The following is a 13,026-nucleotide window of genomic DNA, read 5'->3' on the forward strand; positions in this document are numbered from 1 at the left end:
ATGGGCGACAGTATTCTTTCTCAGGCAGAAATCGACGCGCTGCTTAACGGCGACAGCGATAAGAGTGACGACCCGCAACCGGGTCTCACCGGCGACGATAATATTCGTCCTTACGATCCCAATACCCAGCGTCGCGTCGTCCGTGAACGTCTGCAGGCGCTGGAGATCATTAACGAACGTTTTGCACGTCAGTTCCGTATGGGGCTGTTTAACCTGCTGCGTCGTAGCCCGGATATCACGGTCGGTGCGATCCGCATTCAGCCGTATCATGAGTTTGCCCGCAACCTGCCGGTGCCAACCAACCTTAACCTGATTCATCTGAAGCCGCTGCGCGGCACCGGTCTGGTGGTGTTCTCCCCAAGCCTGGTGTTCATCGCGGTGGATAACCTGTTCGGCGGCGACGGGCGTTTTCCGACCAAAGTGGAAGGTCGTGAATTTACCCACACCGAGCAGCGCGTCATTAACCGCATGCTGAAGCTGGCGCTGGAGTCCTACAGCGACGCGTGGAAAGCGATTAACCCGCTGGAAGTGGAGTACGTCCGTTCCGAGATGCAGGTGAAATTTACCAATATCACCACCTCCCCGAACGATATCGTCGTCAATACGCCGTTCCACGTGGAGATCGGTAACCTGACCGGTGAGTTCAACATCTGCCTGCCGTTCAGCATGATTGAACCGCTGCGCGAGCTGCTGGTTAACCCGCCGCTGGAGAACTCACGCAACGAAGATCAGAACTGGCGTGAAAACCTGGTGCGCCAGGTGCAGCACTCGCAGCTGGAGCTGGTGGCAAACTTTGCCGACATCTCGATGCGGTTATCCCAGATCCTGAAATTACAACCCGGCGACGTTTTGCCGATAGACAAACCCGACCGCATTATTGCCCACGTGGATGGTGTCCCGGTACTTACAAGCCAGTACGGCACGATTAACGGTCAGTATGCGTTACGCGTTGAGCACTTGATCAACCCGATTTTGAATTCGCTGAATGAGGAACAGCCCAAATGAGTGACATGAACAATCCGTCCGATGAAAACAGCGGAGCACTGGACGATCTGTGGGCTGACGCGTTAAACGAGCAAAAAACGACTCCGACGAAAAGCGCGGCGGACGCGGTATTCCAGCAGCTCGGCGGCGGCGACGTCAGCGGCACGCTGCAGGACATCGACCTGATTATGGACATCCCGGTTAAGCTGACCGTTGAACTGGGACGCACCCGGATGACCATTAAAGAGCTGCTGCGCCTCACGCAGGGTTCAGTTGTGGCCCTTGACGGCCTGGCCGGCGAGCCGCTGGATATTCTGATCAACGGTTATCTGATTGCCCAGGGTGAAGTGGTGGTGGTAGCCGACAAATACGGCGTGCGCATCACCGACATCATTACCCCGTCTGAACGCATGCGTCGTCTGAGCCGTTAAGTATGAAAACCCAGGCAACAATATCACAGCCGTCCGCCGTACCCGGCTCCCCGCTGCTCCAGGTGAGCGGGGCGTTGTTCGGTATTATTGCCTTTATTCTTATCGCCGCCTGGCTGGCAAAGCGTTTTGGCCTGGCGGGTAAAACTGCCGGCACCCGCGGCCTGAAGGTCAGCGCCAGCACCACGCTTGGGCCGCGCGAACGCGTGGTCATCGTCGATGTAGAAGATGCACGTCTGGTTCTGGGCGTAACCGGCTCAAACATCAACGTATTACATAAACTGCCGCCTGCCCCGGTCACGGTGGACGAGCGCGCACAAGCCCCTGCGGATTTTCAGTCCGTCATGAAGAGTTTGCTTAAGCGTTCCGGGAGATCCTGATGCGCCGTTTGTTATCCCTTACGCTTGCGGGCATTGGCCTGTTTGCTCCTGCGGTTTATGCGCAGCTGCCCGGTCTGGTCTCCACGCCGATTGCGGGTGGCGGCCAGAGCTGGTCGCTCCCGGTTCAGACGCTGGTCTTCATCACCTCGCTGACCTTTATTCCGGCCATCCTGCTGATGATGACCAGCTTCACCCGCATCATCATCGTCTTTGGTCTGCTGCGTAACGCGCTGGGCACCCCTTCGGCGCCGCCAAACCAGGTGCTTCTGGGGCTGGCGCTGTTTTTAACCTTTTTCATCATGTCGCCGGTGATCGATAAGATTTATACCGACGCCTACCAGCCGTTCAGCGAAGATAAAATCTCGATGCAGGAGGCGCTGGAAAAAGGCGCGCAGCCGCTGCGGGAATTTATGCTGCGCCAGACGCGCGAAGCGGACCTGGCCCTCTTTGCCCGCCTGTCCAACACCGGCGAGCTGCAGGGGCCGGAAGCGGTACCGATGCGCATTCTGCTGCCGGCCTATGTCACCAGCGAGCTGAAAACCGCGTTCCAGATTGGCTTTACCATTTTTATTCCGTTCCTGATTATCGACCTGGTGATCGCCAGCGTCCTGATGGCGCTCGGGATGATGATGGTGCCGCCCGCCACCATTGCCCTGCCCTTTAAGATCATGCTTTTTGTGCTGGTCGACGGCTGGCAGCTGCTGGTCAGCTCGCTGGCGCAGAGTTTTTACAGTTAAGGAACGGCAATGACACCCGAATCGGTCATGATGATGGGCACGGAAGCGATGAAAATCGCGATTGCCGTTGCCGCGCCGCTGCTGCTTGTCGCGCTGGTTACCGGCCTGATTATCAGTATTCTTCAGGCCGCCACGCAGATTAACGAAATGACGCTGTCGTTCATCCCGAAAATCATTGCCGTGTTCGTGGCGATTATCGTGGCCGGACCGTGGATGCTGAACCTGCTGCTGGACTATATGCGCAACCTGTTTACCAACCTGCCGTACATCATCGGCTGACCTGACGATGCTGCACTTCACCAGCGACCAGTGGGTTCAGTGGCTCGGCGTCTATTTCTGGCCGATGCTGCGCATTCTGGCGCTGATCTCCACCGCCCCCATTCTCAGCGAGAAAGCGATCCCCAAGCGCGTTAAGGTGGGGCTGGGCATTATCATCACCATTATTGTCGCCCCTTCCCTGCCGCCCGTGAATATTCCCATCTTCTCGGCTAACGCAATATGGGTCGCTTTACAGCAGGTGATGATTGGCGTCGCCGTGGGCTTTACCATGCAGCTCGCCTTCGCCGCCGTGCGCACGGCCGGTGAGCTGATTGGACTGCAGATGGGGCTATCGTTCGCCACGTTTGTCGATCCCGGCAGCCATCTCAACATGCCGGTGCTGGCGCGCATCATCGATCTGCTCGCCATGCTGCTGTTTCTGTCGCTCAACGGTCATCTGTGGCTCATCTCCATGCTGGTGGATACTTTCCATACGCTGCCGATCGGTGATAACCCGGTCAACAGCAACGCCTTCCTCGCGCTTACCCGCGCGGCGGGGCTGATCTTCCTCAACGGTCTGATGCTGGCTCTGCCGATCATCACGCTGCTGCTCACCGTCAACCTGGCATTAGGCTTACTGAACAGAATGGCACCGCAGCTCTCGGTGTTTGTGATTGGTTTTCCGCTGACGTTGACGGTCGGAATTTTATTAATGTCATTACTGATGCCCCTTATCGCCCCCTTCTGTGAACATTTATTCGGCGAGATATTCAATCTGTTAGCGGATATTGTCAGCGAATTGCCTCGTAAATAATAGTCCTCACGGTCGCTATTGTCTTTCTGAGGATATTCCTAAAATAAAACGCGAAAAACATCTTCCAGGATATATCTGACGCGGTTTAAATGTTTCTAACCACCTCACAATACTTAATATTTACTTTACTTTAAGAAGATTCCTGGCAAATTATACGTAACTTTACGGGATAGTGAGTCCGCCTGAAAGTCTTTGTCATGCTCACAGGTTTATTATTTTTTTCCATCCCGTATGGCTGTTTTGAGCTCTCAGGCAGATGGTGAATTATCGTTACGCATTGAGTGAGGGTATGCCATGTCAACGATCATTATGGATTTATGCAGCTACACCCGGCTAGGGTTAACCGGGTACCTGGCAAGCAGAGGGGTAAGAAAGAGAGACATCAACGATGCACACACCGTTGAAGAACTCGCAGCCGCTTGTGACGAACTCAAACCAGGCGTGGTGTTTATTAATGAGGACTGTTTCATTCACGATCCAGCCAACAGTCAGCACATTAAGCAAATCATTAATCAGCATCCAAAAACCCTGTTTATTGTTTTTATGGCGATCGCGAATATCCATTTCGATGAGTATTTGTTGGTCCGTAAAAATTTATTGATTAGTTCTAAGTCGATTAAACCCGAGTCGCTGGATGACATTTTGGGTGATTATTTGAATAAAGAAGTTAAAAATGTAGGAGCGGTTAACTTACCCACCCTTTCATTAAGCAGGACTGAATCAAGTATGCTGCGAATGTGGATGGCGGGACAAGGAACTATTCAGATCTCTGACCAGATGAATATTAAAGCGAAAACCGTTTCGTCACACAAAGGAAATATTAAAAGGAAAATTAAAACGCATAATAAGCAAGTGATCTATCACGTGGTACGTCTGACCGATAATGTGACGAACGGGATTTTCGTCAACATGCGTTAGTGGCTTAAACCCCTTTGCACCCTACCTTTGATCTCTGGCCTGGCCAGAGATTTTTGCTTTTGCGGACGTTGTCGGGCATGCGCAATGCCACCCGACGCCGTACTACTCCGCTTTCTCAACAAAAATGCCGTCCGGATGCCCCAGTTCGTTAAAAAACCAGATGCCGAGCGGGTAGTCTTCCAGTGAGACCAGGTACATTGTGCCTTCACTAAACTCTTCAATTGCCAGCACCACCCCCGGGCGGCGCGGCCCACCGTCCGTTTTAACGGTTACCCGATCGTTGACCTTCATACATTCCTCCTCTGGTTTTGAGCCAGTGTAGAACAAAACGCAAAAACACACACCGCCGCACGGCGTGAATGGCGTTTTTATGCACAAGCTATACTTAACCCTGGACACGTTTGTAGGTTGAAAGAGGAGTCCCGTAATGAAGACCGATAAAGAGTACAGCGACACCATCAAACGCGAGGTCGAGGTGGATGTCGATGCCCTGCTGGCCGCCATCAATGAGATCAGTGAGTCAGAAGTCCGCCGCACGGACGATGGTTCGGACCACGTCATTGTTAACGGGAGGGATTATCACACCTACCGCGAGCTGGCGGAGGCCTTCGAGCTTGATATTCACGACTTTAGCGTGTCTGAAGCAAATCGTTAGCACGAAAAAAATCCCGGTCATGGGGATGGCCGGGATCAAAACTTGCTTATGCAAGAAGCACTTGAAAATTCGTTACACCAGGAAATCTGATGTACAAACAACACTATCCCCAACGATTTTGCATGACAAGCATATATTCTTACGGCGAATATAATATTTTTTACATAATCGTTTTGGTTATGAGCAACAACATACGCCGAATGCGGGTTTGGTTGGATCGGTTCTCCTTAATCCGGTTTAAGCTCGGATAATTTTTTAGGAATATTCTTAGATTAAGGCTTATTCGTTTTTGGGAGTTACTATGCTTTCACTCCGAAGTCCCCTGCTGATTTTTTCCGATCTGGATGGATCGCTGCTGGATATTCATACCTATGAGTGGCAACCCGCGATGCCGTGGCTGGATAAACTGCAGGATAACCAGGTACCTGTGATCCTTTGCAGCAGCAAGAGCGCGGCAGAGATGCTGGATATTCAGCAGGATCTGGGTCTGGAAGGGCTACCGTTTATCGCTGAGAACGGCGCGGTGATTCAGCCTGACGTGCGCTGGGAAATGGGTCAGCGCCACGTCAACGGCATGACGCACCGGGAGATTCATCCGCTTATTGAGCAAATCCGCCAGCAGGCGGGCTTCAAATTCACCACCTTTGACGACGTGGACGAACGCGTCATCAGCGAATGGACGGGGATGACCCGCTACCGGGCGGCGCTTGCCCGCAAGCACGACGCGTCCGTCACCCTCATCTGGCGTGATTCCGACGAAGCCATGGCCCGGTTTGAAGCGGCGCTGGCGCAACGCGGGCTGAAATGCCTGCAGGGAGCCCGTTTCTGGCATATTCTCGATGCCGGCTGCGGTAAGGACGTTGCGGCTAACTGGCTGGTCGCGCAGTACCGTGAAAAGGAAAATATTGAACCCGCCACCCTGGGGCTCGGCGACGGGCCGAACGACGCGCCGCTGCTGGACAGCGTGGACTACGCGGTGGTGATTAAGGGCATCAACCGCCAGGGTATCACGTTACGGGACGATAACCCCAGCCGGGTTTATCACACCCGGCAGGCGGGGCCGCTCGGCTGGCAGGAGGGGCTGGATCATTTTTTGTCATGACCGTGCCAGACGACCCGGTTACGTCCGTCCTGCTTAGCTTTGTATAACCGGGCATCCGCGACGGACTGGAGCTGTTCGAAATCGTAGTTTTGGCTTTCCTGCGCGCTGCTGACGCCGAGTGACGCGCTGATGCGCAGGGTCGTGCTCTTCTTCACCAGAATCTCCTTGCTGTTGATTCGACAGCGAATACGCTCCGCCACGCCTCTCGCCTCCTCGAGGCCGAGCCCCGGCAGGACGATGCAAAACTCTTCCCCGCCCACGCGTCCTGCCACGTCGTTTTTACGCAACGCGCTGGCAATCAGCCCTGCCGAGTGGGAAAGCACCTTATCACCGGCCTGGTGACCGAACCGATCGTTGACGCTTTTAAAATGGTCGAGATCTAACTGAATTACCGAGAACGGCAGCGACTGTTGATGACACTTCTCCGCCAGCAACTTCGCGCGTTCGAACAGCGCGCCGCGATTATTCAGGCGGGTTAGCGGGTCGTGCCAGGCCTGCCATTTGAGCGAGTGCTGCAGCGTGTACATGTTGCTGACCATCCGGCGGATCACCAGCCACGAAATCAGCAGCATCGCGGTAAAGAGCGCCCACAGTAATGCCAGCACGATACTGATGCTGCCGAAGTCGCCCTGTACCCCTTCCTGAAGAGTATGGACACGCAAAACCAGGCCATCAAAGTGATCGAGCCGCTGCCAGCTGATGAACCGGCTGCCGAGGCGGATGCCCCCGCCAGTATCGTGCTCGATCGCCTGCGCAATCTGCGCGATTTCGCGTTCATCGAAATGGTTCACCTGCTTATCAGTCTTTTCAGTGGAGGCAATCATATTGAGCCGGGAGTCGTACAGCTGATACTCCCCCTCCGTCCGGTCGTCCGTCGCCTCTGCCAGCAGGCGTTGCATCGTGTTCAGCGAAAAATCCATCGCCACCACGCCATACCAGTAGCGATTGAAATAGATGGGGACGCTGGCAGTGATTGTTCTCTCGTCACCGGTCCAGGATGACGGCGTGGAGATAAACCAGCGCACCGCGCGGGTGCGATTGTTACGTTCCGACTGCTGGGTAAACCAGGACTGCGTGACCAGGTGATAATAGCGGGGGATAATATTGGTCGCCTCTGATAGCGTGTCCGTCGAAAGATAAAACCCGGCGCGTGAAACGTAGATCACTCGCGATTCGCTATGCCTGCTCGACGTCGCCAGCCTGAGCAGGTATCCCACCTCAAGCGCGGCTGAAATTTCATTGCTGATGCGTTCAGCATCCCGGTTCAGAAGCGAGGTTTTTTCGACAAACGCATCCGAGACGCCGTTAATCGGAAGCGTGCGATTTTTATCAACAACAAGCTGCCAGGTGGGACGCATGCGGAGAGCGTTAAAGCGCGACACCGCATCATGCAAAACATTGAAGGCCAGCGGCGTCTGTAGCGCATCGCGCATGCTCTGGCGAAATAACAGCATTTTATCCACGCTGTACTGCAGCTGCCTGTCCAGCGAGCTGGCCACGGTTTCCAGATGATTACGCTGGCTGGAGATATACGCCTCTTCGAGGACCACCACCTCACGCCAGGTCAGGAGAGTGGAAAACACCAGAACAACGATAAAACAGAGGTTAACAATCAAACCCGGATTGCTACGCTTATGCAGCCATTGCAGAAAAGATCGTCTTACAACAAAGGTATCGCGCTGCACACACACTCCCTGATTACTGCTTTACACCCGCTACTTCAGGTAAAAACGCCCGGCAATGCCGGGCGTTATGTGATTAAGCCTGATCGTGCTTGCGCTGTCCGTCACCGGGCTGAAGCTCATCTTCACGAAAGGCTTCCCGCTTAATGCTATAGCCATCATGCCACCGACACTCCACCATTCCGCTGGAATACCCGGTGACAATCATCCGCGGGCCGCCCTTCTTAGGCTTAACTTCATCACTGACCAAAAAGACCATACCTGCCTCCTGTATCAGGGTGAAACTGTTTCAATTTAGACGAGGAATGGTCTTTTTGCACACCGCAACAGGTAACAATTAGTGCGCCGTACCGCGCATTTTTTCGAACAGTTTCACCGCCGCCACCACGATAGCGCCAACGATAAAGCCCAGCACAAGATTAAGCAGCGTCGGCAGAATCGCTGCCACCACGCCCCCCTGCGCCGAGGCGAAATGTTCGATAGCATGATGCAGCGGAGCAATGCCGTGGACCACAATACCGCCGCCCACGAGGAACATCGCGAGGGTGCCCACCACGGACAGGCTCTTCATCAGCCACGGCGCCAGCGTCAGCAAGCTTTTGCCGATGCCTTTTGCCACCGCGCTGGATTTCTCCTCCAGCCAGTAGCCGATATCATCGAGCTTAACGATCAGCCCGACCAGGCCGTAGACGCCTACCGTAACCAGAATGGCGATCCCGGAGAGAATCAGCACCTGATTCAGCAGCGGCGCATCGGAGACAATGCCCAGCGTAATGGCAACGATCTCTGCTGAAAGAATAAAGTCGGTGCGAATGGCGCCTTTGATTTTATCGCGCTCGAAGACTTTCGGATCCTGCGCGGCCAGCGCTTCAAGGCGCTGCTGGCGCGCCTCCGGGGTATCCTTCTGCTTGCGCGCGCTTAAGGAGTGCAGAACTTTCTCCACCCCTTCGAAGCATAAAAATGCCCCGCCAATCATCAGCAGCGGCGTGATGGCCCAGGGAATGAATGCGCTGATCAGCAGCGCCAGCGGCACCAGGATCACTTTATTCAGAAACGAGCCTTTTGCCACGCCCCACACCACCGGCAGCTCGCGGTTAGCCCGTACCCCGCTCACCTGTTGGGCGTTAAGCGAGAGATCGTCCCCCAGCACCCCGGCGGTTTTCTTCGCCGCCAGTTTCCCCATCACGGAAATATCATCCAGTAGGGTGGCAATATCATCCAGCAATGTTAGTAAGCTACTTCCTGCCAAAATGGTGATCCTTCTTTTTTTGGTAATTAAGTGAATAGTATGGAGCAAAAGCGCAATCGCGGAAACAGGCACCTTTCGTCAACAAAAATTTCACATCACCTACACAATTAAAGGGCTCGCCAGCGCGATAGTTTTCGCGTTTACTATCAGCGACCTTTTTATTTCGTCGTGAGGGATTATGCGTTTCCGGCAACTGCTTCCGCTTATCGGGGCACTTTTTTCGCTGTATATCATCTGGGGTTCAACCTATTTTGTCATTCGCATCGGCGTGGAAAGCTGGCCGCCGCTGATGATGGCGGGCATTCGCTTCCTTTCGGCGGGCGTGCTGCTGCTGTCCTTCCTGCTGCTGCGCGGGCATAAGCTTCCTCCGCTTCGCCCAATGCTGAACGCCGCTCTGATCGGCCTGCTGCTGCTGGCGGTCGGGAATGGGTTTGTGACCATTGCCGAGCACCAGAACGTACCGTCTGGGATCGCCGCCGTGGTCGTTGCTACCGTACCGCTGTTTACCCTCTGCTTTAGCCGTCTTTTCGGCATCCGCACCCGCAAGCTGGAGTGGCTGGGGATTGGCATCGGCCTTGCCGGCATTATTCTCCTCAACAGCGGCGGTAACCTGAGCGGGAATCCGTGGGGCGCTGTGATTATCCTTATCGGTTCGATGAGCTGGGCGTTTGGTTCCGTATACGGTTCGCGTATCGAACTGCCGACCGGCATGATGGCGGGGGCAATAGAGATGCTTGCGGCTGGGATTGTGCTGCTGCTGGCCTCAGCCCTGACGGGAGAGAAGCTGACTTCCCTGCCGCCGCTGTCGGGCTTCCTGGCGGTAGGCTACCTGGCGCTGTTTGGCTCTCTCATCGCCATCAACGCCTACATGTTCCTGATCCGCAACGTCTCTCCGGCGGTTGCCACCAGCTATGCCTACGTCAACCCGGTCGTGGCCGTGCTGCTCGGCACCGGGCTTGGCGGTGAAACGCTCTCTCCGGTTGAGTGGTTAGCTTTAGGGGTGATTGTTTTTGCCGTCGTACTGGTGACTTTAGGCAAATATTTGCTGCCGGCAAAGCCTGTTGTTACGCCTTGTGAGGTGGAGAAACCGTAAGCGCGTGAATTCCCTGGGTGTCGATCTGCGCGGTTTCACCGCCGCCGCAGATCCACTCTTCCAGCCGTTCGCTCAGATCGGCATCGTTCAGCTTTAACCGTCCTCTTAGCGCACACTCCCAAACGATCAGCACTCTCCAGCCCTGCGCGACAAGCGTGGCGAGATCCCGGGCGTCGCGCTCAACGTTCTTGCCAATCTTCTCCAGCCAGAAATCGGTGCGCGTCGCCGGGACTTTAAACAGGTAGCAGTCGTGATGATGCCAGAAACAGCCGTGGGTGAAGATAATACACCGATACGCGTCGATGACGAAATCCGGGCGACCCGCAAGCGCGGGATCCTGCACGCGAAAGTCAAAGCCCGCCTGCGTCAGCAGCCCGGCCAGACGCTTTTCAATCGCGGTGTCACGCGTGCCGATGGCACGCATGTTTTTGCTGCGCGTGGCCTTATCGTGAACGTCCGTCATTGACGGCCTCACCCTGGCGGAGCGCCACCGCCTGTTTGATGCGCGGAGCCAGCAGTTTTGCCACCGCCGCAAACGCGGGCACCACCACCGAGTTACCAAACTGACGATAAGCCTGGGTGTCTGAAACCGGAATGCGGAAGCGGTAGCCCTGCGGCGTTTCAAAGCCCATCAGCCGGGCGCACTCCCGCGGCGTAAGGCGCCGCGGACGGTGACGCTGGTTTTGCGGATCGTCGAAATCTTTCTCGCCCAGCGCTTTATCCCAGCCTCTGTCGATAAGGATTTCCGCGCCGTCTTTGTAGTAGCGAGCGGACAACGTGCGGGTCACGCTGTGCGGATCGTATGGGTTCACCATGCCAAACCCGAAGCCGTTGCCTTTGGCCTGATGCTTTTTGGCATAGCGGTAGAGGTATTTCCACAGGATCGGCGTAAGAATAAATTTCGCGTCGACCACCGGCTCCAGCAGGTCGGCAATGGTTGGACGACGCTCGGGGTATAAGGAGGGAATATCCCGCAGGGTGAAATCCCCCTTCAGATTGAGATCGCGGCGGAAACCGACCAGCACAATGCGTTCGCGATGCTGGGGCAGGAAGTGTTTCCCGTCGATGATTTTCGGGTCATCCGCGCCCATGTCCGCGGAATCGGCCACGTCATAGCCCAGCTCGTCCAGCGTTTGCATGATAATGCGGAAGGTCTTTCCACCGTCGTGGCTCTTTAAGTTCTTGACGTTTTCCAGCACGAATATGGCCGGGCGACGGGCGTCAATGATTCGGGCCACGTCAAAAAACAGCGTTCCCTGCGTATCGCAGGCGAAACCGTGGGCGCGTCCAAGAGCATTCTTTTTGGAGACGCCGGCCAGCGAGAAAGGCTGGCACGGGAAGCCCGCCAGCAGCACGTCATGTGCCGGAATCGTCTGACGAATGTGCTCGGCGGCCCGTTCATCCGTGACGCCGCTTTTGTGGCTCAGGGTAACGTCGCGGATATCGGCGTTGAAATGATGTTCATGCGGATCGCAGTACCAGTTCGCTTTATAGGTGCGTACCGCATGTTTGTTCCACTCGCTGGTAAACACGCACTGACCGCCGATAGCTTCAAAGCCGTGCCGGATGCCACCGATGCCGGCAAACAGATCGATAAAGCGGAAGGCATAGTTCGGGTGCGCGGCAGGCGGCAGCGGAAGCAGATTTTGCAGATAACGAAATTCGCCTTCGCTCAGGCGGCGCCCTGCCCGATCGCTGGTCAGCAGTCGCTTAAGGATGGCCGGGCTCCAGTGGCTCTCGCCGTGCGCCACCAGCTGGTTTGCCAGCGTTTTAGCGTCATAAATATCCAGCAGCTGGCGCAGCAATGCCTGTACCGTTGCCGTTGACTTCTCAGCCTGCTCAGGCGCGGGCTCTGTCACTGATCGATTTTCCTGCATTCTTTTAACCGGGCAATAAAGACTGAAAACAGATTACCACAGTTCACTTTCGCAAACTGAGACGGAAGCGGTGTTGAATCTGGCTATCCAGCCCGATGCAGTCGCCCTGTAATTCGGCACTGAGTTTCGCCATAAACTGAATCAGAAAATCGGCGTTGTGCTGTGCGAGCTCGCGCCCGACGTCGGTTTGCATTGTATCAGGCAAGCGCAGCAGCTTAGTCTGAAAATGATCGAGTGCAAACGCCCGGTCATCAAGCGGGCGCGCGTCGGCAAACGGATCGTCCGCGTTAAAAAGCGGTACCCCCAGCGCGCCTGACACGGCAAACACGCGCGCCAGGCCAATCGCCCCCAGCGCCTCAAGACGATCTGCATCCTGGACAATTTTGGCCTCAATCGTGTGCGGCGTCAGGCCGGCGCTGAAACTGTGCGCCTCAATGGCGTGCTCCACGGCGGCATAGCGATCGGGCGGGAAGTCGGGGAAATCGCGGTGCAAAATGTCCCGCGTCCTGCGCGCCGCCAGGCGCGACGACTGGCTGCGTTCAGGATGGTTTTTCGGCAGGCTGAAGATGTCGTGAAAATAGCAGGCGGTCAGGATCGTCAGCGGGTCGACGTGGTGATGCACCATGATTTTCTGCGCCGTCATCCAGACGCGACGGAAATGTGACACATCGTGCGCGGTGTCGTCGGTCGCGTGATGTTCTTTTAGCCAGGATTCAAAGCGCTGCTGCCACTGTGTGATATCCATCATATTTTCCTGTAACGAAAATGGGGAAGGAATTATAACATAGCCATATTAAATAAATTTAATAATAGAAATTCGAAATACTTAACAATAATTACCCGCAATAC

At 55.3% G+C, this 13,026-nt stretch carries 16 protein-coding genes and 1 pseudogene; 10 read left to right on the forward strand and 7 right to left on the reverse strand.

Going from position 1 to position 13,026, the window contains the following annotated elements:
* The 7 genes and pseudogenes from fliM (at position 1) to rcsA (ending at position 4,519) form a co-directional block, all read left to right on the forward strand.
* Positions 1 to 1,005 carry a flagellar motor switch protein FliM gene (fliM, locus tag USG84_RS07975; RefSeq protein WP_028013703.1) on the forward strand — a complete coding sequence of 335 codons (1,005 nt, stop codon included), beginning with the start codon at positions 1 to 3 and terminating at the stop codon, positions 1,003 to 1,005.
* On the forward strand, positions 1,002 to 1,415 hold the full coding sequence (gene fliN / locus USG84_RS07980; RefSeq protein WP_003859592.1) for a flagellar motor switch protein FliN: 414 nt from the start codon (positions 1,002 to 1,004) through the stop codon (positions 1,413 to 1,415). Before fliM ends, fliN begins: the two co-directional genes overlap by 4 nt.
* Positions 1,416 to 1,417: 2 nt before the next feature.
* A complete protein-coding gene (fliO, locus tag USG84_RS07985) occupies positions 1,418 to 1,792 on the forward strand; it encodes a flagellar biosynthetic protein FliO (protein ID WP_059355662.1) in 375 nt (124 codons plus the stop codon).
* Positions 1,792 to 2,529, forward strand: coding sequence for a flagellar type III secretion system pore protein FliP (gene fliP / locus USG84_RS07990; RefSeq protein ID WP_061097755.1), 738 nt, complete (start codon positions 1,792 to 1,794; stop codon positions 2,527 to 2,529). Before fliO ends, fliP begins: the two co-directional genes overlap by 1 nt.
* 9 nt (positions 2,530 to 2,538) lie before the next feature.
* Positions 2,539 to 2,808: a flagellar biosynthesis protein FliQ gene (fliQ, locus tag USG84_RS07995; protein ID WP_008500315.1), complete on the forward strand. Its 270-nt coding sequence runs from the start codon at positions 2,539 to 2,541 to the stop codon at positions 2,806 to 2,808.
* 7 nt (positions 2,809 to 2,815) lie between these two features.
* Positions 2,816 to 3,608, forward strand: a pseudogene (fliR, locus tag USG84_RS08000) (flagellar biosynthetic protein FliR); the annotation flags it as partial.
* A 287-nt stretch (positions 3,609 to 3,895) separates the two neighbouring features.
* Positions 3,896 to 4,519, forward strand: coding sequence for a transcriptional regulator RcsA (gene rcsA / locus USG84_RS08005; protein WP_013097740.1), 624 nt, complete (start codon positions 3,896 to 3,898; stop codon positions 4,517 to 4,519).
* Positions 4,520 to 4,621: 102 nt separating this feature from the next.
* On the opposite strand, the gene dsrB is transcribed toward rcsA, so the two are convergent.
* On the reverse strand, positions 4,622 to 4,810 hold the full coding sequence (dsrB, locus tag USG84_RS08010; protein WP_013097741.1) for a protein DsrB: 189 nt from the start codon (positions 4,808 to 4,810) through the stop codon (positions 4,622 to 4,624).
* Between the two features lie 136 nt (positions 4,811 to 4,946).
* Between dsrB and yodD the strand changes: the two genes are divergently transcribed.
* Positions 4,947 to 5,174, forward strand: coding sequence for a YodD family peroxide/acid resistance protein (yodD, locus tag USG84_RS08015; RefSeq protein ID WP_048959254.1), 228 nt, complete (start codon positions 4,947 to 4,949; stop codon positions 5,172 to 5,174).
* Between the two features lie 301 nt (positions 5,175 to 5,475).
* Positions 5,476 to 6,276: a mannosyl-3-phosphoglycerate phosphatase-related protein gene (locus tag USG84_RS08020; protein WP_151413391.1), complete on the forward strand. Its 801-nt coding sequence runs from the start codon at positions 5,476 to 5,478 to the stop codon at positions 6,274 to 6,276.
* Here the strand turns inward: USG84_RS08020 and dgcQ are convergent.
* The 3 genes from dgcQ to USG84_RS08035 form a co-directional block, all read right to left on the reverse strand.
* On the reverse strand, positions 6,261 to 7,961 hold the full coding sequence (dgcQ, locus tag USG84_RS08025) for a cellulose biosynthesis regulator diguanylate cyclase DgcQ (RefSeq protein WP_151413390.1): 1,701 nt from the start codon (positions 7,959 to 7,961) through the stop codon (positions 6,261 to 6,263). The genes USG84_RS08020 and dgcQ overlap by 16 nt on opposite strands.
* A gap of 73 nt (positions 7,962 to 8,034) precedes the next feature.
* The gene (locus tag USG84_RS08030) at positions 8,035 to 8,217 is read right to left on the reverse strand and encodes a YodC family protein (protein WP_061097751.1); all 183 of its coding nucleotides are present in this window, start codon (positions 8,215 to 8,217) and stop codon (positions 8,035 to 8,037) included.
* A 78-nt stretch (positions 8,218 to 8,295) separates the two neighbouring features.
* Entirely contained in the window at positions 8,296 to 9,210 is a 915-nt protein-coding gene (locus USG84_RS08035; protein ID WP_253543501.1) for a DUF808 domain-containing protein, read from the reverse strand.
* Between the two features lie 175 nt (positions 9,211 to 9,385).
* Here USG84_RS08035 and yedA point away from each other — a divergent pair, with 175 nt between their 5' ends.
* The gene (yedA, locus tag USG84_RS08040; RefSeq protein WP_151413388.1) at positions 9,386 to 10,300 is read left to right on the forward strand and encodes a drug/metabolite exporter YedA; all 915 of its coding nucleotides are present in this window, start codon (positions 9,386 to 9,388) and stop codon (positions 10,298 to 10,300) included.
* Here the strand turns inward: yedA and USG84_RS08045 are convergent.
* The 3 genes from USG84_RS08045 to USG84_RS08055 form a co-directional block, all read right to left on the reverse strand.
* Positions 10,272 to 10,763, reverse strand: a complete 492-nt coding sequence (locus tag USG84_RS08045; RefSeq protein ID WP_253542648.1) for a very short patch repair endonuclease — start codon at positions 10,761 to 10,763, stop codon at positions 10,272 to 10,274. The genes yedA and USG84_RS08045 overlap by 29 nt on opposite strands.
* Positions 10,744 to 12,159, reverse strand: a complete 1,416-nt coding sequence (locus USG84_RS08050) for a DNA cytosine methyltransferase (RefSeq protein WP_151413387.1) — start codon at positions 12,157 to 12,159, stop codon at positions 10,744 to 10,746. The genes USG84_RS08045 and USG84_RS08050 overlap by 20 nt, the downstream gene beginning before the upstream one ends.
* A 61-nt stretch (positions 12,160 to 12,220) precedes the next feature.
* Complete coding sequence (locus USG84_RS08055; RefSeq protein ID WP_151413393.1) at positions 12,221 to 12,922, reverse strand: phosphohydrolase; 702 nt, start codon at positions 12,920 to 12,922, stop codon at positions 12,221 to 12,223.
* Positions 12,923 to 13,026 lie beyond the last annotated feature (104 nt).

This window comes from Enterobacter sp. 168J2 (assembly GCF_034107265.1).
Classification (GTDB): domain Bacteria; phylum Pseudomonadota; class Gammaproteobacteria; order Enterobacterales; family Enterobacteriaceae; genus Enterobacter; species Enterobacter nematophilus.

What these genes read in the sequence shown, in the direction of transcription:
- fliP (WP_061097755.1), top strand. Translation starts at nt 1,792, where the DNA reads ATGCGCCGTTTGTTATCCCTTACGCTTGCGGGCATTGGCCTGTTTGCT.
- fliO (WP_059355662.1), top strand. Translation starts at nt 1,418, where the DNA reads ATGAAAACCCAGGCAACAATATCACAGCCGTCCGCCGTACCCGGCTCC.
- fliM (WP_028013703.1), top strand. Translation starts at nt 1, where the DNA reads ATGGGCGACAGTATTCTTTCTCAGGCAGAAATCGACGCGCTGCTTAAC.
- USG84_RS08030 (WP_061097751.1), bottom strand. Translation starts at nt 8,217, where the DNA reads ATGGTCTTTTTGGTCAGTGATGAAGTTAAGCCTAAGAAGGGCGGCCCG.
- yodD (WP_048959254.1), top strand. Translation starts at nt 4,947, where the DNA reads ATGAAGACCGATAAAGAGTACAGCGACACCATCAAACGCGAGGTCGAG.
- fliQ (WP_008500315.1), top strand. Translation starts at nt 2,539, where the DNA reads ATGACACCCGAATCGGTCATGATGATGGGCACGGAAGCGATGAAAATC.
- yedA (WP_151413388.1), top strand. Translation starts at nt 9,386, where the DNA reads ATGCGTTTCCGGCAACTGCTTCCGCTTATCGGGGCACTTTTTTCGCTG.
- dsrB (WP_013097741.1), bottom strand. Translation starts at nt 4,810, where the DNA reads ATGAAGGTCAACGATCGGGTAACCGTTAAAACGGACGGTGGGCCGCGC.
- USG84_RS08045 (WP_253542648.1), bottom strand. Translation starts at nt 10,763, where the DNA reads ATGACGGACGTTCACGATAAGGCCACGCGCAGCAAAAACATGCGTGCC.
- USG84_RS08020 (WP_151413391.1), top strand. Translation starts at nt 5,476, where the DNA reads ATGCTTTCACTCCGAAGTCCCCTGCTGATTTTTTCCGATCTGGATGGA.
- fliN (WP_003859592.1), top strand. Translation starts at nt 1,002, where the DNA reads ATGAGTGACATGAACAATCCGTCCGATGAAAACAGCGGAGCACTGGAC.
- USG84_RS08055 (WP_151413393.1), bottom strand. Translation starts at nt 12,922, where the DNA reads ATGGATATCACACAGTGGCAGCAGCGCTTTGAATCCTGGCTAAAAGAA.
- rcsA (WP_013097740.1), top strand. Translation starts at nt 3,896, where the DNA reads ATGTCAACGATCATTATGGATTTATGCAGCTACACCCGGCTAGGGTTA.